Source organism: Streptomyces tatrensis, assembly GCF_049310065.1.
Taxonomy (GTDB): domain Bacteria; phylum Actinomycetota; class Actinomycetes; order Streptomycetales; family Streptomycetaceae; genus Streptomyces.
Genome location: NZ_JBMDLB010000011.1, coordinates 2,565,818 through 2,585,142, shown reverse-complemented (window position 1 = coordinate 2,585,142; position 19,325 = coordinate 2,565,818). Strand labels below are relative to the sequence as shown.

Annotated in this window: 21 protein-coding genes; 10 read left to right on the top strand and 11 right to left on the bottom strand. The window is 72.8% G+C overall.

Translation table 11 applies throughout. The features are described from left to right. Positions 1–16: 16 nt before the first annotated feature. On the bottom strand, positions 17–811 hold the full coding sequence (locus ACODT5_RS27430; protein WP_422521878.1) for an SDR family oxidoreductase: 795 nt from the start codon (positions 809–811) through the stop codon (positions 17–19). Further along, positions 808–1,956 (bottom strand): acyl-CoA dehydrogenase family protein, encoded by a 1,149-nt coding sequence (locus ACODT5_RS27425; RefSeq protein ID WP_422521877.1) that lies wholly within the window; start codon positions 1,954–1,956, stop codon positions 808–810. The genes ACODT5_RS27430 and ACODT5_RS27425 overlap by 4 nt, the downstream gene beginning before the upstream one ends. 47 nt (positions 1,957–2,003) lie before the next feature. On the opposite strand from ACODT5_RS27425, the gene ACODT5_RS27420 reads away from it, so the two are divergent. Genes ACODT5_RS27420 through ACODT5_RS27410 form a run of 3 tightly spaced genes read left to right on the top strand, consistent with a single transcriptional unit; the run spans position 2,004 to position 4,992 of the window. Beyond that, positions 2,004–2,864, top strand: coding sequence for an enoyl-CoA hydratase (locus tag ACODT5_RS27420; protein ID WP_422521876.1), 861 nt, complete (start codon positions 2,004–2,006; stop codon positions 2,862–2,864). Further along, entirely contained in the window at positions 2,864–4,009 is a 1,146-nt protein-coding gene (locus ACODT5_RS27415) for an acyl-CoA dehydrogenase family protein (RefSeq protein WP_422521875.1), read from the top strand. The genes ACODT5_RS27420 and ACODT5_RS27415 overlap by 1 nt, the downstream gene beginning before the upstream one ends. Beyond that, positions 4,009–4,992: an acyl-CoA dehydrogenase family protein gene (locus ACODT5_RS27410; protein ID WP_422521874.1), complete on the top strand. Its 984-nt coding sequence runs from the start codon at positions 4,009–4,011 to the stop codon at positions 4,990–4,992. The genes ACODT5_RS27415 and ACODT5_RS27410 overlap by 1 nt, the downstream gene beginning before the upstream one ends. Here the strand turns inward: ACODT5_RS27410 and ACODT5_RS27405 are convergent. The 3 genes from ACODT5_RS27405 to ACODT5_RS27395 all read right to left on the bottom strand — a co-directional run bounded on the left by ACODT5_RS27405 (position 4,974) and on the right by ACODT5_RS27395 (position 6,918). Next, positions 4,974–5,348 (bottom strand): YrdB family protein, encoded by a 375-nt coding sequence (locus tag ACODT5_RS27405; RefSeq protein WP_422521873.1) that lies wholly within the window; start codon positions 5,346–5,348, stop codon positions 4,974–4,976. The genes ACODT5_RS27410 and ACODT5_RS27405 overlap by 19 nt on opposite strands. A gap of 54 nt (positions 5,349–5,402) precedes the next feature. Continuing rightward, positions 5,403–6,197 carry a class I SAM-dependent methyltransferase gene (locus ACODT5_RS27400; protein WP_422521872.1) on the bottom strand — a complete coding sequence of 265 codons (795 nt, stop codon included), beginning with the start codon at positions 6,195–6,197 and terminating at the stop codon, positions 5,403–5,405. A gap of 67 nt (positions 6,198–6,264) precedes the next feature. Further along, a complete protein-coding gene (locus ACODT5_RS27395; protein WP_422521871.1) occupies positions 6,265–6,918 on the bottom strand; it encodes a response regulator transcription factor in 654 nt (217 codons plus the stop codon). Between the two features lie 228 nt (positions 6,919–7,146). Between ACODT5_RS27395 and ACODT5_RS27390 the strand changes: the two genes are divergently transcribed. The 4 genes from ACODT5_RS27390 (at position 7,147) to ACODT5_RS27375 (ending at position 11,762) form a co-directional block, all read left to right on the top strand. Then, on the top strand, positions 7,147–8,280 hold the full coding sequence (locus ACODT5_RS27390) for a peptidoglycan DD-metalloendopeptidase family protein (protein ID WP_422521870.1): 1,134 nt from the start codon (positions 7,147–7,149) through the stop codon (positions 8,278–8,280). A gap of 133 nt (positions 8,281–8,413) precedes the next feature. Then, the gene (locus ACODT5_RS27385; RefSeq protein WP_422521869.1) at positions 8,414–9,619 is read left to right on the top strand and encodes a sensor histidine kinase; all 1,206 of its coding nucleotides are present in this window, start codon (positions 8,414–8,416) and stop codon (positions 9,617–9,619) included. 127 nt (positions 9,620–9,746) lie between these two features. Continuing rightward, on the top strand, positions 9,747–9,950 hold the full coding sequence (locus ACODT5_RS27380; protein WP_112447913.1) for a cold-shock protein: 204 nt from the start codon (positions 9,747–9,749) through the stop codon (positions 9,948–9,950). A 120-nt stretch (positions 9,951–10,070) separates the two neighbouring features. After that, a complete protein-coding gene (locus tag ACODT5_RS27375; RefSeq protein WP_422521868.1) occupies positions 10,071–11,762 on the top strand; it encodes a DEAD/DEAH box helicase in 1,692 nt (563 codons plus the stop codon). Between the two features lie 121 nt (positions 11,763–11,883). Here the strand turns inward: ACODT5_RS27375 and ACODT5_RS27370 are convergent, their stop codons facing one another. The 5 genes from ACODT5_RS27370 to ACODT5_RS27350 are packed head-to-tail and all read right to left on the bottom strand — an operon-like array spanning position 11,884 to position 16,335. After that, positions 11,884–12,816, bottom strand: coding sequence for a tyrosine-protein phosphatase (locus ACODT5_RS27370; protein ID WP_422521867.1), 933 nt, complete (start codon positions 12,814–12,816; stop codon positions 11,884–11,886). Positions 12,817–12,847: 31 nt separating this feature from the next. Then, a complete protein-coding gene (locus ACODT5_RS27365; RefSeq protein ID WP_422521866.1) occupies positions 12,848–13,954 on the bottom strand; it encodes an NAD(P)H-dependent flavin oxidoreductase in 1,107 nt (368 codons plus the stop codon). A 4-nt stretch (positions 13,955–13,958) separates the two neighbouring features. After that, positions 13,959–14,711, bottom strand: coding sequence for a CoA-transferase subunit beta (locus ACODT5_RS27360; RefSeq protein WP_422521865.1), 753 nt, complete (start codon positions 14,709–14,711; stop codon positions 13,959–13,961). Next, positions 14,708–15,559: a CoA transferase subunit A gene (locus ACODT5_RS27355; protein WP_422521864.1), complete on the bottom strand. Its 852-nt coding sequence runs from the start codon at positions 15,557–15,559 to the stop codon at positions 14,708–14,710. Before ACODT5_RS27355 ends, ACODT5_RS27360 begins: the two co-directional genes overlap by 4 nt. Beyond that, on the bottom strand, positions 15,556–16,335 hold the full coding sequence (locus tag ACODT5_RS27350) for an enoyl-CoA hydratase family protein (RefSeq protein ID WP_422521863.1): 780 nt from the start codon (positions 16,333–16,335) through the stop codon (positions 15,556–15,558). Before ACODT5_RS27350 ends, ACODT5_RS27355 begins: the two co-directional genes overlap by 4 nt. 56 nt (positions 16,336–16,391) lie before the next feature. On the opposite strand from ACODT5_RS27350, the gene ACODT5_RS27345 reads away from it, so the two are divergent. Continuing rightward, positions 16,392–17,201 (top strand): SDR family oxidoreductase, encoded by an 810-nt coding sequence (locus ACODT5_RS27345; RefSeq protein ID WP_422521862.1) that lies wholly within the window; start codon positions 16,392–16,394, stop codon positions 17,199–17,201. A gap of 1 nt (position 17,202) precedes the next feature. Further along, positions 17,203–18,111, top strand: coding sequence for an SDR family oxidoreductase (locus tag ACODT5_RS27340; RefSeq protein ID WP_422521861.1), 909 nt, complete (start codon positions 17,203–17,205; stop codon positions 18,109–18,111). Positions 18,112–18,452: 341 nt separating this feature from the next. On the opposite strand, the gene ACODT5_RS27335 is transcribed toward ACODT5_RS27340, so the two are convergent. Continuing rightward, positions 18,453–18,866: a BAR domain-containing protein gene (locus ACODT5_RS27335; protein WP_422521860.1), complete on the bottom strand. Its 414-nt coding sequence runs from the start codon at positions 18,864–18,866 to the stop codon at positions 18,453–18,455. Positions 18,867–19,003: 137 nt separating this feature from the next. On the opposite strand from ACODT5_RS27335, the gene ACODT5_RS27330 reads away from it, so the two are divergent. Continuing rightward, complete coding sequence (locus tag ACODT5_RS27330) at positions 19,004–19,219, top strand: hypothetical protein (RefSeq protein ID WP_422521859.1); 216 nt, start codon at positions 19,004–19,006, stop codon at positions 19,217–19,219. The last annotated feature ends 106 nt before the right edge of the window (positions 19,220–19,325 follow it).

The window sequence follows — 19,325 nt, the reverse complement described above, 5'->3', positions numbered from 1 at the left end:
CTCGTCATAGGTCGCCCTACGCGTGCTGACTGCTGACCGACACGGTCTCGCCCGTCATGTACGACGAGTAGCCGCTGGCCAGGAAGGCGATGACGTTGGCCACCTCCCAGGGCTCGGCGTACCGGCCGAAGGCCTCGCGGGCGGTGAGTTCGGTGAGCAGCTCCTCGCTGGTGACCTTCACCAGGTGCGGGTGCATGGCCAGGCTCGGCGCGACCGCGTTGATCCGTACGCCGAACTCCGCCGCCTCCAGCGCCGCGCAGCGGGTCAGCGCCATCACCCCGGCCTTGGCGGCGGCGTAGTGGGCCTGTCCCTTCTGGGCGCGCCAGCCGATGACGGAGGCGTTGTTGACGATCACCCCGCCCGTCCCGGAGGCCCGCATCGAGCGCATCGCGGCGCGGGTGCAGCGGAAGGTGCCGTTCAGCGTGACGTCGAGGACGCGGGACCACTGGTCGTCGGTCATGTCGACGAGGTCGGCCGTGCCGCCGAGCCCGGCGTTGTTGACGACGAGGTCGAGGCGGCCGTGGAGCCGTTCGGCGAGCGCGAAGAAGGCGCCCACCTGCTCCTCGTCGGTGACGTCGCAGGGCAGGGAGGCGACCTTGTCCGCGCCGAACTCCGCGGCCAGCGCCTCCTCGCTCTCCTTGAGCCGCCGTGCGTGCGCGTCGCCTATGAGGACGCGGGCACCCTCCTCCAGGAACCGCCGTGCGGTCGCCCCGCCGATACCGGCCCCGGCGGCCGCGGTGATCACGGCGGTGCGGCCGGTCAGCAGCCCGTGTCCCGCCACGTACTCGGGTGCGTTTCCGAGCGCGTTCATACGCGTACCTCCTTGGGAAGGCCGAGGATGCGCTCGGCGACGATGGTGCGCTGGATCTCGTCGGAGCCCGCGTAGATGGTGTCCGAGCGGGAGAAGAGGAAGAGCCGCTGCCAGTCGTCGAGGTCGTACGGGTCCCCGTGCGCCCCCGCCGCAAGGAGCGAGGCGGCTCCGCAGACGTCCATGGCGAGTTCGCCGAGGTCCCGGTGCCAGCGGGCCCAGTACAGCTTGGCCGTGGACGGGGCGACCCCGGGCCGCAGCGCGGAGGCGCGCATGGTCTCCAGGCCGATCCAGGCCCGGACGAGCCGGTCGCGGATCAGCGGATCGGCGATGGCGCCGTTGCGCTTCGCCAGCGCGGCCAGGTCTTCGAGTTCGCGGCGGAAGCCGACCTGCTGGCCGAGCGTGGAGACGCCGCGTTCGAAGCCGAGGGTGGCCATGGCGACGGCCCAGCCCTCGCCGGGCGCGCCGACGACGTGGGCGGCGTCGGTGCGGGCCCCGTCGAAGAAGACCTCGTTGAACTCCGAGGTCCCGGTCAGCTGCACGATGGGCCGTACCTCCACCCCGGGCTGGTCCATCGGGACCAGGAGGTAGGACAGCCCCGCGTGCCGGCGTGAGCCCGGTTCGGTGCGTGCGATGACGAAGCACCACTGGGAGGCGTGGGCCAGGGAGGTCCAGATCTTCTGGCCGTTCACCACCCACGCGCCGTCCACCAGGGCGGCCCGGGTCCGGATGTTGGCCAGGTCGGAGCCGGCGTCGGGCTCGCTGTAGCCCTGGCACCACAGCTCCTCCACGGCCCGGATGGGCGGCAGGAAGCGCCGCCGCTGCTCCTCGGTGCCGTGGGCGATGAGGGTGGGGCCCAGGAGCTGCTCGCCTATGTGGTTCACGCGCGCGGGCGCGTCGGCCAGCGCGTACTCCTCGTGGAAGGCGATCTGCTGCTCGGTGCTCGCGCCGCGGCCGCCGTACTCGACGGGCCAGCCCACGCAGGTCCAGCCGTGCGCCGCCATGTGCCGCTCCCACGCGAGGCGTTCGGCGAAGGCCTCGTGCTCCCGGCCCGGTCCGCCGCGGCCCTTGAGGGCGGCGAACTCACCGGTGAGGTGGGCCCGTAGCCAACTCCGAACCTCGGTGCGGAACTCCTCGACGCTGCTCATGGCCGTACGTTAACCTACCAAACACTTGTTAGGGAAGGATCCCAGGGATGCCCGACGAAACCCCCGTGCCCGACGAACCCCCCGTGCTCTACGAGCGCCGCGGCCCGGTCGCGTACGTGACCATGAACCGCCCCCGATACCGCAACGCCCAGAACAGCGCGATGACCTACGCCCTCGACGACGCCTTCTACCGCGCCGCCGACGATCCCGCGGTCAAGGTCGTGGTCCTGGCCGGGGCCGGCGAGCACTTCTCGGCGGGCCACGACATCGGCACCCCGGAACGCGACGCGCACCTGCCCTTCGAACGCCGGGCCGGCCTGTGGTGGGACCACTCCCAGCGATCCGGCGCCGAATCCCGCTTCGCCCGCGAATCCGAGGTCTACCTCGGCATGTGCCGGCGCTGGCGCGAACTGCCCAAGCCCGTCATCGCCTCCGTCCACGGCGCGTGCGTGGCCGGCGGGCTGATGCTCGCCTGGGTCTGCGACCTGATCGTGGCCGGCGAGGACGCCTTCTTCGCCGACCCCGTCGTCCGCATGGGCATCCCGGGCGTCGAGTACTTCGCCCACCCGTGGGCCATGCCCCCGCGCATCGCCAAGGAGTTCCTCTACACCGGCGACCGGATGCCCGCCCGCCGCGCCTACGAGATCGGCATGGTCAACCGCGTCGTCGAGCGGGCCGAACTGGCCGAGGCCACCGACCGGCTCGCCCTGCGGATCGCCGAGATGCCCTCCTTCGGCCTCGCCCTCACCAAACGGGCCGTCAACCAGGCCGAGGACCTCCAGGGCCTGCACACCGGCATGGACTCCGTCTTCGGCCTGCACCACCTCGCGCACGCCCACAACGCCGAGACGGCGTCGGACTCGCTCGGCGGCATGAACATCACGGCGATGAAGGAGGCGAACAGCTGATGGACCTGAACCATGCGGCGGACGTGGAGGCCTTCCGGGCCGAGGCGCGCGACTGGCTGGCCGCCCACGTGCCCGCCACCCCCCTGCCCTCCCTGGAGACCCGCGAGGGCTTCGCCGCCCACCGCGAGTGGGAGGCGCTCCTGCACTCCGCCCGCTGGGCGGTGGTGTCCTGGCCCGAGGAGTACGGCGGTCGCGGCGTGGACATCGAGCACTGGCTGGTCTTCGAGGAGGAGTACTGGGCCGCCGGCGCGCCCGGCCGGGTCTCCCAGAACGGCATCAACCTGCTCGCCCCCACCCTCTTCGACCACGCCACCGACGAGCAGCGCGCCCGCGTCCTGCCCTCCATGGCGAGCGGCGGGACGATCTGGGCCCAGGCCTGGTCGGAGCCCGAATCCGGCTCCGACCTCGCCTCCCTGAAGTCCCGCGCCGTGCGCACCGAAGGCGGCTGGCTGCTGTCCGGGCAGAAGACCTGGTCCTCGCGGGCCGCCTTCGCCGACCGCGCCTTCGGGATCTTCCGCACCGACCCCGAAGCCCCCAAACCCCACCAGGGGCTCACCTACCTGATGTTCGACCTGCACGCCCGCGAGGTCACCGTGCGGCCCATCGGCCGCCTCGACGGCAAGCCCGCCTTCGCGGAACTCTTCCTCGACGAGGTCTTCGTCCCCGACGCGGACGTCATCGGGGAGCCCGGACAGGGCTGGCGCATCGCCATGTCCACCACCGGCAACGAACGCGGGCTCACCCTGCGCGCCCCCGGCCGCTTCCTCGCCGCCGCCGACCGCCTCGTGGAGCTGTGGCAGAGCCACGGGGACCCGGCCGACACCGCCCTGGGCGACCGGGTCGCCGACGCGGTCGTCGGAGCCCGCGCCTACCAGCTGTTCACCTGGGCCAACGCCTCCCGCTTCGCCGCCGGCGAGACGATCGGCGCCGAGTCCAGCCTCAACAAGGTGTTCTGGTCCCAGTACGACATCGCCCTGCACGAGAGCGCCCTCGACCTGCTGGGCCCCGACGCGGAACTCGCCGACGGGCCGTGGGCCGAGCCGTGGATCTTCTCCCTCGCCGGACCCATCTACGCGGGGACCAACGAGATCCAGCGCGACATCATCGCCGAGCGGCTGCTCGGCCTCCCGAAGGGCCGCCGCTGATGCGCTTCCTGCCGACCGAGGAACAGTCGGACTTCGCCCGCACCCTGCACGGACTGCTCGCCGCCTCGGACGTCCCGGCGGCGGTACGGGCCTGGGGCGCGGGCGACCACACCCCGGGCAGGGCCCTGTGGGCGCGGCTCGCCGCCACCGGACTGTTCGCCCTCGCGGCCGACGAGGCCCACGAGGGCATGGGCCTGATGCCGCTGGAGATGGCGGGCGGCTTCGTGGAACTGGGCCGCGCCGGGGTCCCGGGCCCGGTGGTGGAGACGGCCGCCGCCGCCGTACTCCTGACCCGGCTCGGCGACGAAGCACTGGCCAAGCGGTTCCTCCCCAGGCTGGTGGCGGGGGAGACCTCGGCCACCCTCACCCTGCCCGGCGCCGGCCCGTACGCCCTGGACACCGACGCGGCCACCCACCTCTTCACGGTGTCCCCGGCCGGGGAGCTCCGCCTGGCCCCCGGCGCCGGTCCGCTGCGCACCTCCGTCGACCCCGCCCGCCGCCTGGCCCTCCCGGACGGCGGCGGCGAACTCCTCGCCACCGGCCCGGCGGTCACCGCGGCGGCCCGGGACGCCGCGCACTGGGCCCGGCTGCTCACCGCCGCCCAGTGCCTCGGCACCGGCGAGGCCCTCCTCGCGCGCACGGTGGAGTACGCGAAGCAGCGCACCCAGTTCGGCACGGCGATCGGCGGCTTCCAGGCGGTGAAGCACCGGCTGGCCGACACCCTGCTCGGCCTGGAGTTCGCCCGGCCGCTGCTCTGGGCGGCCGCGCTCTCCCTGGCCCCCGGGGAGGTCGCCGCGGCGAAGCTGACCGCGGGCGAGGCGGCGTACGCGGCCGCCATGACCGCCCTCCAGCTCCACGGGGCCGTCGGCTACACCGAGGAGCTCGACCTCTCCCTCTGGCTGCGCAAGGCCCGCCCGCTGCGCGACGCCTGGGGGAGCCCCTCGCAGTGCCGGGCGGCGGTGCTTCAGGAGCGGCTGCGGTAGAAGGTCGCCAGCGCGGTGTTCGCCACGACGATCACCGCGAACCAGAGGGACGGCAGCCGCTGCCCGAGCGCGAGCAGCGCCAGGGTGGCGGCGCCGAACACCACCGCCTTCACCCCGAGCTGCGCCGCGAGCGGCACGGCGAACCGGGCCTTCGGCGCGGCGAACATCCCCCAGAGCACGGCGGCGGCGAGCGGCGCGGCCACCGCGAGGGCGATCGACCCCACCCGCCCGATGTCCCGCGTGAAACCCCACCAGGCGAGCAGGCCCAGGGCCAGCAGCTCCAGCAGGAAGGCGAGGCCCTCGTTGGCGAGGAAGAACACCTTGACGGCAGGGGGCAGCGAAGAAGAGGAGGACATGCCGGCCAGCCTCGTGCGGCCGGGGCGGAAGGCGTCGGTCCACACCGGGCCGTCTCAGATGACGGCCACGCTGACGCTCACCACGTAGGGCTCTTCCACCGTCCCGTCCGGAAAGAGCGGGTTCAGCCGCTCCCGCTCGGCGTCCAGGAACTCCCGTGTGCCCGCCTCGCCCAGCAGCAGGAACGCGGAGTGGCTGGCCAGGTTCGCCAGGTGCGCCTCCAGCGGGATCCGCCGGGACCACGGGACGCTCCGCGTGGCGAAACCGGAGTCGAGGCCGCGCGGGAGCGTGCGGTAGCCCAGCGTCTGGGCGGTCCCGCCGACCGCGCCGGCCCCGCCCGTGACCGCGCCGCCCGGGCCGTCGGCCCCGAAGAAGGCGCGGATCCGCTCGCCCTGCCCCGCGACCCAGCCGGCCGACTCGTCCAGGTCGTTCCACCAGATCGCCAGCGCCCCGCCGGGCTTCAGCACCCGGCGGGCCTCGGGCACGGACCGCGCCGGATCCGTCCAGTGCCAGGCCTGGGCGTAGGTCAGGAAGTCGAAGGAGGCCCCGGCCAGCGGCAGCCGGTCCCCGTCCCCGCGCACGATCGGGATACCCGGCCGGGTGCGCCGGAACTCCTCCGCCATCCCGTCCCCGGGCTCCACCGCCACCACCTCGGCTCCCCGGGCGCGCATCGGCGCCGTCCCGATGCCCGTCCCCGCGCCCACGTCGGCGACCCGGGCCCCGGCGAACCGGCGCCCGGCCAGCTCCTCGACGGCGTCGTACAGCGCCTCGGGATAGCCGGGCCGGTGCTGCCCGTAGAGAGCGGCGGCGCTGTCGAAGGACCGGGCCCGGGAGCGGGGAGTCGTCGTCATGGCGCCATTGTTTTCGATCACGCCCGTCCCGGCCAGACCCTCCCCGCCAGACCCTCCGGGACCGTGCTCACGCGGCGCGGACCAGCCCCGCCTCGTAGGCGAGGATCGCGGCCTGGGTCCGGTTCGAGAGGTCGAGCTGCGTCAGGATCCGCGAGACGTACGTCTTCACGCTCGCAGGGGACAGGTGCAGCGCCTCCGCTATCTGCAGGTTCGTCCGGCCCTCGCCGACCAGCGCGAGGACGTCCCGCTCGCCGGGGGACAGGGTGGAGAGCTGCTCCGCGTGGTCGGGCGCCTCGGTGCGGGTGTCCGCCCGTTCCAGCAGCACCCGCATCACCCCGGGAGCCAGCGCGCTGCCGCCCGCCGCGACCGTGCGGATGCCGGCGAAGAGCTCCTCGGGGCGCAGGTCCTTCAGCAGGAATCCGGCCGCTCCGGCCCGCAGCGCGTCCAGGACCAGGTCGTCCGCCGTGTAGCCGGTGAGGACGAGCACGCGCGGCGGATCCGGCAGCCGCAGCAGCTGCAAGGTCGCCTCCAGGCCGTCGACCTTCGGCATGACCAGGTCCATCAGCACCACGTCCGGCCGGTACGTGCGCGCCAGCGGCACCGCCTCGGCCCCGTCGGCGGCTTCCGCGACCACCTCGATGTCGGGCGCGCTCGCGAGCAGGGTCACCAGGCCCGACCGTATGAGGCTCTGGTCGTCGACCACCATCACGCGGATCGTCATGTGACCCACCTCCCCTGAATCCCCGTCTCATTGCGGACATTACCGCCATATCGGGACTTAGGGCCCCCCAACCCTCCCTCCCCAGTCCCCTTTTGCTGTCCCGCTTGTCCTCTTTCGGGGACTTCGGGGACCCCCCGTCCTCCCGGACGGTGGTTACCGAGGCAGAACGCACCACCGCTTCACCCGGTGCACCGGCCTCCGCAATGTCCCCGAAGTCAGGAACTCCGCATGTCTTTCCCGTCTGCTCGTACCCTCGCCGGTCTCGTTGTCGCCGGTATCGCCGCACCCGCCGCCGTGGGTCTCGTGGCTCAGCCCGCGTCCGCCGCGTCGGTCGGCACGTGGGACAAGGTCGCCCAGTGTGAGTCGACCAACGGCTGGAGCATCGACACCGGCAACGGCTACTACGGCGGCCTGCAGTTCTCCTCCAGCACGTGGGCGGAGTTCGGCGGCCGGCAGTACGCCCCCCAGGCCGACCAGGCCACCAAGGCGCAGCAGATAGCCGTCGCCGAGAAGGTCCTGGCCGTCCAGGGCCCCGGCGCCTGGCCCTCCTGCGGCAAGCTCGCCGGCCTGCAGCGCGGCGGACCGGCCCCCGAGGCCCCGGAGGCCCCCGCCAAGGGCACCGGCACCTCGACCGCGAACAAGAACGCCGAGGCCCCGGCCGCCCCGAAGGCCCAGGGCGCCGACACCTACACCGTCGCCAGCGGCGACACCCTCGGCACCATCGGTTCCGAACTCGGCGTCAGCTGGCAGACCCTCTACTCCGAGAACCGCTCGGTGATCGGGTCCGACCCCGACATGATCTTCCCGGGCCAGCGCCTCGCGTACGGCTCCGACTCCGGCGGCTCCTCCGACTCCGGCAGCAGCACCCCGGCCGCGCCGAAGTCCTCCAGCTCGTCGAGCTCGTCCAGCTCCTCGGAGTCCGCCGACTCTTCGGACTCCTCGGAGAGCAGCAGCGGCGCCGAGGGCGTCCTGCCCGTCTCGGGCGGCAGCATCTCCGCGCGCTACCACCAGGCGGGCGGCTGGGCCGCCGGCTACCACACCGGCATCGACTTCGCGGTGTCCACCGGCACCCCGGTCCGGGCCGCGGCCGCGGGCACTGTCGTCTCCTCCGGCTGGCAGGGCGCGTACGGCAACGCCGTGGTCATCAAGCACGACGACGGCCGCTACACCCTGTCCGCCCACCTCTCCTCGGCGACCGCCTCCGAAGGCGAGCGCGTCTCCGCCGGCGAGCAGGTCGGCCGCTCCGGCAACACCGGCAACTCCACCGGCCCGCACCTCCACTTCGAGGTCCGCTCCAGCAACAGCTACGGCGCCGACGTCAATCCGGTCACCTGGCTGAACGGCCTCGGCGTCTCCCTGTAGGCAGCGAGAAGCAGCGGGCCGGTTCACCAAAAACGCGTCCCCCCGGGATGCCCCTTCGGCGGAAGAAGGGCAACCTGGGGGGACGTTTTGGCATGTTCTGCGCACTTCTGTGCGCCGATGGGGGGGTGGAGTCATGCAGGCCGTGCCCGGTCGCGCCGGACAGCTGCTGGAACGGGGTCTGCGGACCCTGACCGGGGAGAGCAGCGGGGCGCCGGACCCCGTGCGCGCCCGCCGCACCGACATCTGGCTCGCCCTCGTCTGCGGACTGCTCACCACCCTCAACCTCCACGACGTCCACCGCTTCGGCCTCGTCACCGACTACCCCACGAGCCTGGCCGCCGGCTGGCTCGCGGCGCTCTCCCTGCTCTGGCGCCGCTCCCACCCCTGGCTCCCGGCCCTGGTGGCGACCGCCGCCACCGTCGTATCGGACGACCGCGGCCCCCTCGTCTTCGCCGCCTACGCCCTGGCCGCGTACGGCCGCACCCACCGCTGGGGCGGGATCCTGCTGATGGCCGTCGTCTACGCCGCCACCCGCGACCTGCTCCTGCCGCTCGGGTACGCCGGGCGCGACCCCGCCTCCTTCGTCCTCGGCTCCATCCTCGTGCCCGCCCTGTACGGGGAGACCGTGCGCCGCAACCGGCACGTGATGGCCGCGCTGCGCGAGCGGGCCCGCCAGGCCCACGCCGCCGTCGACCAGGCCGCGGACCTGGCCGTCGTCCAGGAACGCACCCGTTTGGCCCAGCGCACCCACGACGGGCTCGGCCACCGCCTCACCGCCCTCACGATGCAGGCCGCCGCCCTGCGCCTGGACGCCGAGGCCGATCCCCGGGTCCGGGAGGCCGCCGGCGCCGTGGAGGAATCGGCGCGGGCCGCGATGGCCGAGGTCCGGGAGGTGCTGGACATGCTGACCGACCCCGCGGGCAGAGTTGCGTACACCTCGCCCGTGGACGTGGGCCGCTTCCTCGGCTCCCTGGCCCGGAACATGCGGGCCACCGGCATGGAGATCACCCACCACACGCAGCCCGGCCTGGGGGCCTTCCCGCCGGCCGACGGGCGCCTCCTGCTGCGGATCGCCCGCGAGGGGCTCACCAATGCGGCGAAGTACGCCCCCGGCTCCGCCGTTCGGATGAATCTTTCCGCCGATGGCGGGGAGGTCCGCCTCGATGTGGTCAACACCGCACCGGAGGGGGAACGGATCGTCCTGGACTCCGGCGGGATGGGCATTCCGGGGCTCCGGCGCGCCCTCACGGAGGTGGGCGGGAAGCTGCGCGCCGGATCCACTCAGGACGGAGGTCACATGCTCGCGGCGACACTCCCCGACCGACGTGTGCTAGCTTAGAGCTCGTTGCAGTTGTGGTACCCATGAACTTTATGTGCGCCTGACGGGAATGCTCCGACAGGCGCTTTTATTGTTTTGCCGGAATCTCCGGATGGGGCCCTTTGCCGCCTATTCAGGAGATTCAAAAATGGCACTTGGCACCGTGAAGTGGTTCAACTCGGAAAAGGGCTTCGGCTTCATCGAGCAGGACGGTGGCGGCCCGGACGTCTTCGCCCACTACTCGAACATCGCCACCCAGGGCTTCCGTGAGCTCAACGAGGGCCAGCGCGTGTCCTTCGACGTCACCCAGGGCCAGAAGGGCCCCCAGGCGGAGAACATCCTCCCCGCCTAAGGCAGTCAGCACGCCGGGGTCCGCACCGAGTAGGTGCGGGCCCCGGCTTGTCTGCTGTTTCGCACCATTTGTTTGCAGTGCTTTGTGCAGTACCTGCCGGTTTCAGGAGGGCTTTCTCGCATGACCAGCTCCAGCTCCGCACGACCCAGCCGCCGCCCCACCCGGGGTCGAGGTGCGGCTCAGGGACGTCCGAAGGCTGGCGCGGGACGGCAGAAGTCCGCCCCCGTAGCCAGGCCCCAAGAATTCACCATGCCCGAACCGCTGACCCCGGCCCTGCCGCCGGTGGACGCGTTCGGCGACATGGACATGCCCGAGGCGCTGCTGAAGACCCTCGCCGCCCAGGGCGTCACCGAGCCGTTCCCGATCCAGGCCGCGACCATCCCGAACTCGCTGGTCGGCCGTGACCTGCTCGGCCGCGGCCGTACCGGCTCCGGCAAGACGCTGGCCTTCGGCCTGGCCCTGCTGGCCCGCACCGCCGGCCGCCGCGCACAGCCGAAGCAGCCGCTCGCGCTGGTCCTCGTACCGACCCGCGAGCTCGCGCAGCAGGTCACCGACGCGATGTCCCCGTACGCCACGGCCGTCAACCTGCGGATCACCACCGTCGTCGGCGGCATGTCGATCAACCGGCAGTCCGGCGCCCTGCGCCGCGGCGCCGAGGTGCTCGTCGCCACCCCCGGCCGCCTGAAGGACCTCATCGACCGCGGTGACGCCGACCTCTCCCAGGTCGCCATCACGGTCCTCGACGAGGCCGACCAGATGACCGACATGGGCTTCATGCCGCAGGTCACCGCCCTGCTCAAGCAGGTCCAGCCCGACGGCCAGACCATGCTGTTCTCGGCGACCCTCGACAAGAACATCGACAAGCTCGTCAAGATGTTCCTCACCGACCCGGTCGCCTTCTCCGTCGACCCGTCCGCCGGTGCGGTCAGCACGATGGAGCACCACGTCCTGTACGTCATGGACGAGACCGACAAGAAGGCCGTGGCCACGCGCATAGCCGCTCGTGACGGCCGGGTGATCATGTTCGTCGACACCAAGCGCGGGGTCGACCGCATGGTCAAGAAGCTCCTCGCCGACGGCGTCCGCGCCTCCGGCCTGCACGGCGGCCGCTCGCAGCCGCAGCGCAACCGGACCCTCGACTGGTTCAAGACGGGCGAGGTCACCGCGCTGGTCGCCACCAACGTGGCCGCGCGCGGCATCCACATCGACGACCTCGACCTCGTCGTCAACGTGGACCCGCCGACCGACCACAAGGACTACCTGCACCGCGGCGGCCGTACCGCCCGCGCCGGCGAGTCCGGCAGCGTCGTCACCCTGGTCCTGCCCGACCAGAAGCGCGACATGACCCGCCTGATGTCGGACGCCGGGATCTCCCCGCACACCGCGCAGATCAAGTCCTCCGACGAAGAGCTCGCACGCATCACCGGTGCCAAGGAGCCCTCGGGCATCCCGGTCGTCATGGACGTGCCGCAGGCGACCCCGCCGCGTCAGCGTTCCGCCGGCCAGGCCGGCGGGGGCTCGGGCTCCGGCGCGCGCCGCCGCTCGGGCGGACCGCGTACGGGCTCCGGCACGGGTGCGGCTCCGGCTGCCGGTGGCGGCCGCGGCCGTCGCACCGGTGGCGGCGCCGCCGGTCAGGCTCCGGCCTCCGGCTCCGGCCAGGCCCGCCGCGGCCAGGGCGGACAGGGCGGCTCCACGGGCGGTACCGGCGAGCGCGGCCGGCGTACCGGCGGTGCCCCCTCCGGTGGTGCGGCCGCGGCTTCGGCCCGCAGCCGGGTGGGTGGCGCAGGCCAGGGCCGTCGCCGCTCCGCCTGATCCGAGAAGTACGTAAGAACCACCGCACGTAAGAAACCACCGCACGTAAGAAACCACTGCGCCGGGCGGCATGCGCCGCCCGGCGCAGTGGTGTTTTCCGGCCCGGAGGCCGGGCGGGTGCCTAGCGGACCATCTTCACCTGGAGCTTCGCCAGGGTCCGCAGGTCCAGGCCGAGGCCGTCGGTGAGGTAGCCGTAGAGGCTGCCGTAGTCGGCCTCCATCTGCGTGGTCGCCGCGTCCAGGTAGTCCTGGCGGACCTCCTGGAGCGGGATCAGCAGATCGGGGTTCTGCATCCTGCCGGATGCCTTGATGCCCGCCCGCACCTGGGCGTCGTACGCCGCGCGGAAGGTGTTCGAGGCGAGGTAGTCGCGCTCGGCCGTGGCCTTGGGGACGGCCAGGGCGTTCAGCAGGATGTAGCTCATCCAGCCCGTCCGGTCCTTGCCCGAGGTGCAGTGGTACAGCAGCGGGCCCTGGTTGCCGTCGGCGATCTCGCGGAGGGTGGTCGCGAACTGCGCCCGGTTCTCGGGGTTGGTCACGAACGCGCGGTAGACGTCGCGCATGTACGCCTCGCCGCGGCCGCCGCCGAGCATCTGCTCCTGCTTCACGGGGTCACCGCTGCCTATCGCGGACATCAGCAGCCCGTACAGGCCGTTGTCGTTGACCGGGCGGGCGGTGGAGGTCAGACCGGCGGGCAGCTTGTCGGCCCCGTCGTACTGGACCTCCATGGGGATGCGGAAATCGAGGACCTTCGTGAGGCCCAGACCGCCGACGGTGGTGATGTCCGAGGCGGTCAGCTTGCCCAGTGCGTCGGCGCGGTAGACCAGTCCCTGACGAACTTGGCCTCCCGTCCAGGTGCGGTAGCCACCGAGGTCGCGGACGTTGACCGCGCCCTGGAGGGGGATCTGGCGGATCGTTTCCGTCGTCTGCGTGTGCCAGTGGTGGCGCGCGACGGAGGTGCTGCCGGCCGGCGCGGCGTACGCGGCGGCGGGCAGGGTCCCGATGGCGAGGGCGGACGCGAGCACCGCGGTCGCCAGGCGGATTCGGGCACGGCTCATCTGGGTCAACTCCTGTAACGGAGAAGGGGAATCACCCTGGTGGTGGCAGGGTGCCGAGCGGGTGCGGGGGGAGGGGGAGATGCTGTGGGGGAGTGAGGCCCTGTAGCCGGTCCAGCACGGCATGGGCCTCGGCCATGACGCGGGTGACGAGCTCCGCACAGGACGGAAGATCCTCGATCACGCCCGCGACCTGGCCCGATGCCATGACACCGAGGTCCGTACGGCCCTCGACCATGGACGCCTTGAGGAGCATGGGGGTGTTCGCGGCGAGCAGCACCTGGCTCCAGGACAGGTCCTTGCCGTGTTTCATCGCGAGGCCGTCCCGGACCATCTCGGCCCAGGTCAGGCCCGAAAGCTTCTTGAATCCGGCCGCGTGCCGCACCGCCTTGGCCAGCGCCCTGGCCCGGCCGGACCGCTCCAGGGAAGCGACCAGCTCGCTGCGCAGCATCCGGTGCGGGAGGCCGTCCACGGCCGTGGTGACGGTGACGTCCTTCACCGTGGCCTTCAGGTACTCGGCCTTCACCGCGTCGGGGACCGTCGAGTCGGAGGTCAGCAGGAACCGGGTGCCCATGGCGATGCCCGCGGCCCCGTAGGCCAGCGCCGCCACCAGACCGCGGCCGTCGCTGAACCCGCCCGCCGCGATCACCGGGATGTCCACGGCGTCGACCACCTGCGGAAGCAGCACGGTCGTGGCCACGTCACCGGTGTGCCCGCCGCCCTCGCCGCCCTGCACGATCACCGCGTCGGCGCCCCACGCCGCGACCTTCTCGGCGTGCCGGCGGGCCCCGATCGAGGGGATCACGACCACACCCGCGTCCTTGAGCCGCGCGATCAGCTCCCTGGACGGGGCCAGCGCGAAGGAGGCCACCCGGACGCCCTCGTCGATGATCAGCTGCGCCCGCTCGGCCGCGTCCCCGGCGTCCGCGCGCAGATTGACCCCGAACGGGGCGTCCGTACGGGACTTGACCTCGTGGACCGCCGCCCGCAGCTGCTCCATCGTCATCGTCGCCGAGGCCAGGATGCCGAGCGCGCCGGCGCCCGCAGCCCCCGACACCAGGCGCGGACCGGCCACCCAGCCCATGCCCGTCTGCACGATCGGATGCTCGACCCCGACCAGCTTGGTGAATGCCGTCTCCATCGGATCAGACCCGCACTTCGCGGTCGCGCAGCCCCTTGGGGTCGATGACCTCGCGGATCAGCCGCAGCTCCTCCGGCGTCGGCTCCCGTGTGTACGGGACCTCCTCGGGGAGGTCCAGTTCGAAGCCGGTCGCCGCCCGGACCTGCTCCACCGTGACCCCGGGGTGCAGGGAGACCAGGCGCATGGCGTGGCCGGGGCCGCCGAAGTCGAAGACGCCGAGATCGCTGACCACGCGGGGGAGCCGGTGGAAGCGGGTCACCCCGGCCGCCTCCGCGCGGTCGTAGCCCACACCGCTCACCATGTCGACGCGCTCGACGAACACCCGGGTGGAGTGCTTGGGGATCCAGTAGCTGACCGGATTGTTCAGGGTGTTCACCGGGGCGCCGCGCACCCCGAGGAGCTGGCGGGCCGGCTGCTCCCAGTCCCCGATGCAGGAGATGTTCTGGTTGCCGAACCGGTCGATCTGGCTGGCGCCCATCATCACGTGCCGGCGGCCGCCGGTGACCATCGTCAGGTGACGGCGGTACGGGAGCCAGCCCTCGGCCGAGCCGTCGAGCCCGACCAGCATGGCTTCGCCGTCGGTCAGCAGCAGGTCGGGGGAGAAGGTCCGCTTCGCCAGCCGGGCCCCGAAGGAGGGCACCAGGCCCATCGGGCTGGCCAGCACCTCGCCGTTGTCCCGCCAGGCCTCGGCGCAGGCGATCACGCAGTATTCGGCGCGGGTCACCGCGGTCGTACTCGTCGTGGAGGGCGTGCTCACTTCTGCTCCTTGTGCCAGGCCTGGACGGCGGACTGGTAGGCGTGCTCGCTGCCACCGGAGAGGAAGCGCTCGGCGAACTCGGGCCAGGGGGTGGTCGCGTACAGCTTCTGGAAGGCCTCGTCGCGGTCGTAGTCGGGGGCGCAGGAGGTGAAGTGCGCGCCGTTCGGGGTCTCCACGACCCCGCTGACCGAGTGCCGGCTGACCAGGAGGGACTGCGGGGGCCCGGACTTGGCGAGCTCGGCGGTCTCCACGAGCTGCTCGCAGGAGACGTAGGCGGCGTCGGCGGCCTCGCAGAAGAGGTCGTCGAAGTACGGGTCGGGGCCCAGGTACTGGGCGTTGCCGAGCCGGTCGGCCCGGTTGAGGTGGACCAGCGCGGCGTCCATGCGCAGGGCGGGGACCGCCACGAACTCCTCCCCGTCGGCGTACGGGGAGGTGACCGTGCGCAGCTCGGGGTTGACGCGCATGACGTCGGAGCCGAGGCCGGCGCGGACGGGGAGGAAGGGCATCCGGTTGGCGGCCGCGTGCAGGCCCCACATGAACATGGCCTCGTCGAGCTCGGTGAGGGCGAAGGCGCGGCTCTCGCGGGCGGCCCGGTAGTGCGGCTCCAGCGGGATGGAGTCGAGGGTGACGAAGGGGGTGACCAGCTTGCGGATCCGGCCGGCCGCGGCGAGCAGGCCGACGTCGGGTCCGCCGTACGAGATCACGGTGAGATCGGTGATCTCGGAGCGGAGCAGTGCGCGCACCAGGGCCATGGGCTTGCGCCGCGAACCCCAGCCGCCGATGCCGATGGTCATCCCGCTGTGCAGCCGGCCGACCACGTCTTCGGGGGTCATGCTCTTGTCGGTCATGCCGATTCCGCCTTTGCTTCGGTGCTTCCGGAGGGACCGCTGCTGCCGAAGGTGTCGCGGACCCGGTCGGCCACGCCGCTGAGGTTGGCCTCGAAGGTGAAGCCCTGCTCGAAGCGGTAGCTGCGGCGCACGTCCACGGGGTCGATGCCGTTGATGGCAGCCTTGGCGAGCCGGATGAGGTAGCCGTCCTTCTTCGCGATCTCGGCGGCCAGCTCCAGGGCGGCCGCCCGCAGTTCGGAGCGGGGGACCACCTTCCACACCGAGCCGTGCGCGTGCAGTTCGGCGGCGGTGGCGGTGCGCGAGGTGTAGTACAGGGTCCGCATGAGGTGCTGCGGGACGAGCCGGGCCAGGTGGGTGGCGGCCCCGAGGGCGCCCCGGTCCAGCTCCGGCAGTCCGAAGGTAGCGTCCTCGGAGGCGACGATGGCGTCGGCGTTGCCGACCAGGCCGATCCCGCCGCCGAGGCAGAAGCCGTTCACGGCCGCCACGACCGGCACCTCACACTCGTAGACGGCGGCGAAGGCCTCGTAGCAGCCCCGGTTGGCGCCGATGAGCGAGGCGTGGCCGGTGTCGCGCTGCATCTCCTTGATGTCGACGCCGGCGTTGAAGCCGCGGCCCTCGGCGGCCAGGACCACGCACCGGACCTCCGGGTCGCGGCCGGCCGCGCGCAGAGCGTCGGCCAGGTCGTACCAGCCCTGCACGGGCAGTGCGTTGACCGGCGGGTAGTCGACTGTGACGAGTGCGATGCCCTTGTCGGGGCTTGAGGTGGAGACACCCATGAGCGGATCAGCTACCTTTCCACCAAACATTTGTTAGGTGAGGAAGGTAGCAGCCGATGGAGCTCAACGGGAGGGTTGTCGTCGTCACCGGCGGAACCCGGGGCGTCGGCGCCGGGATCGCGCGGTCGTTCCTCGAGGCGGGGGCCGAAGTGGTCGTCTGCGCGCGGCGGCCACCGGAGGAACCGGTGGCGGTGGAAGGCCGCTCGGCGTCGTTCACCGCCGTCGACCTGCGCAATCCCGCCGCCGTACAGGACTTCTTCGACGCCGTCGCCGCGCGCTACGGGCGCGTCGACTGTCTGGTGAACAACGCCGGCGGAACCCCGTACCGGCTGCTGGGGGAGGGCGAGGCCGAGCGCCACGCGCGGGTCGTCGAGCTCAACCTGATCGCCCCGATGACCGCCTCGGTGGCCGCGTACCCCTGGCTCCGGGAGACCCGGGGCTCGATCGTGATGATCGGCAGCGTCAGCGGGACCCGGCCCTCGCCGGGCACGGCGGCCTACGGGGCGGCGAAGGCGGGACTGGAGAACCTGGCCCGCTCCATGGCCGTGGAATGGGCCCCCGAGGTACGGGTCAACTCGCTGGTCCTGGGCATGGTGCGGACCGAGCTGTCGCACCTGCACTACGGCGACGAGAGCGGGATCGCGGCGGTCGGCGCGACCGTACCGCTGGGACGGCTGGCGGAGCCCTCGGACGTGGGCGGGGCCGCCGTCTTCCTGGCCTCCGACCGGGCCGGGTACGTGAGCGGGGCGAGCCTGCTCGTGCACGGGGGCGGCGAACGACCGGCGTTTTTGGATGCGGCAACCGCGAACAAGTCGAACGAGCCGAACAACTCGAACGAGCCGAACGAGTCGAAGAAGGAGAGCTGACATGGGACTTGCCGAAGGCCGTGTGGTCATCGTGACGGGCGCCGGACGGGGGCTGGGCCGCGCGCACGCGCTGGCCTTCGCCGAGGAGGGGGCGCGGGTCGTGGTCAACGACCTCGGCGTCGGCCTGGACGGGCTGCCCGGGCCGGAGAGCCCGGCGGCGCAGGTCGTCGCCGAGATCCAGGCGATGGGCGGGGAGGCGGTGGCGCACGGCGGTGACATCGCGACGACCGAAGGCGCGGCGTCACTGATCGAGACGGCCGTCTCGGCCTTCGGGCGGCTGGACACCCTCGTCAACAACGCGGGGTTCCTGCGCGACCGGATGCTCGTGAACCTGGACGAGGACGACTGGGACGCCGTGATGCGGGTCCACCTGAAGGGGCACTTCCTGCCGCTGAAGCACGCGGCGGCGTACTGGCGGGCCGAGGCGAAGGAGGGCCGGCAGGTCGCCGCCCGGGTCGTCAACACCTCCTCGGGGGCGGGGCTGCTCGGCTCCGTGGGCCAGGGCAACTACAGCGCGGCCAAGGCCGGAATCCTCGGGCTGACCCTGGTCTCGGCGGCGGAAATGGGCCGCTACGGAGTCCAGGTCAACGCGATCGCCCCCGCGGCGCGCACCCGGATGACGGAGCAGACCTTCGCGGACACCATGGCCGCCCCGGAAGCCGGGGCCTTCGACGCGATGGCCCCGGAGAACGTCTCCCCGCTGGTGGTGTGGCTCGGCTCCGACGCCTCGGCCGGGGTCACGGGCCGCGTCTTCGAGGCGGAGGGCGGCCGCATCACGGTCATGGAGGGCTGGCGGCCCGGCCCCACGGCCGACTGCGGAGCGCGGTGGACTCCGTCGGAGGCGGGAGCGCAGACGGCGAAGCTCCTGGCGGAGTCGGAGCCGCCGCAGCCGGTGTACGGGGCGCGCTGAGGGGGGCCGGGGGAGGGCGGCGGCCGGAGGGCGGGCCGCGGGGTGCCGAGGGGGAGGGCCGAGGGGGAGGGCGGCCCGAGGGGGGCGATGCGGGGAGGGCGGGCCGAGGGGTGCCGAGGGGGAGGGCCGAGGGGGAGGGCGGCCCGAGGGGGGCGATGCGGGGAGGGCGGCCCGAGGGGCGCCTGAGGGGGCGGCTCGGAGGAGCGGCCCGAGGCGGGTGGCCCGAGGGGGATGGCCCGTACTCCGCGGAGCGGCCCGAGGAGGGTGGCCCGAGGAGGGTGGCCCGTACTCCGCGCCGGCCGCGTCTGCGGGGCGGGCCGGTGCGGGGCGGGGCCGTGGCCTCAGCGGGTGGCGGGCTTCGGGGTCGGGGTGGGGACCGGGGTCAGGGTCGGGACCGGGACGGGGGTGGGGACCGGGGTCGGGGTCGGCGCGGGAGTGGGCTTGGGGGTCGGGGCGGCCGGGACCACCACGAAGACGTACTCGTGGATCGTCGCCGCGTGCCCGCAGACCCCGTCCTTGCCGGCGAACCGGCCGTAGTCGAAGGTGAAGCCGTCGCCGGCCTTGGACCGGCGGTCGGCCATCACCCGCATCCTCACGTCGGAGCGGGCCCCGGGCTTCAGGGTCCGCGCGACGGTGGCGAACTCCGCGGGGTGCGTGGGCATCGGCCGCCACTTCTTCGCGGCCTTGTCGTACCACTGCGTCGTGAGCTTGATGCGCGGGGAGTTGGTCCCCTCCAGCCACGCGGTGGAGTCCACGTTCGCGCCGATCGCGGCCAGCGTGCCGCCGGAGATGTTGACCGTGCGGAACGTGAAGGTGGACCAGGTGCCCGCGACGAGCCGGGTTGGGAATCCCAGCAGCTCGGTGGTGGGTCCGCTCGGTCTGCGACCACGTCGTGCAGGTGGGGAAGGGGGCGACGGGCGTCGGCGTCGGCGTCGGCGCGGCCGTGGCCGCGGCCGTCGCCACGGCTCCTGCCGTCGACGGCAGGGCGACGGCGGCGGGCGCCGAGATCAGAACGGCGGGCGCCACGACGGTGGTCGCGGCCAGGGTCGCCAGGATGCGGCGAAGGTTCATGGAGCTCTCTGCTGGGCTGGTGCTGTCGTTCCGTTGAAGCCGCGGGCGGTGTGCCGCCCGGGGCCCGCGCGCGGTGACGCATGCGCGAGCCGCACGTAAGACCGCGGAACGCCTCCCGGGGTTGCCCGGAACGTGCGGATTCC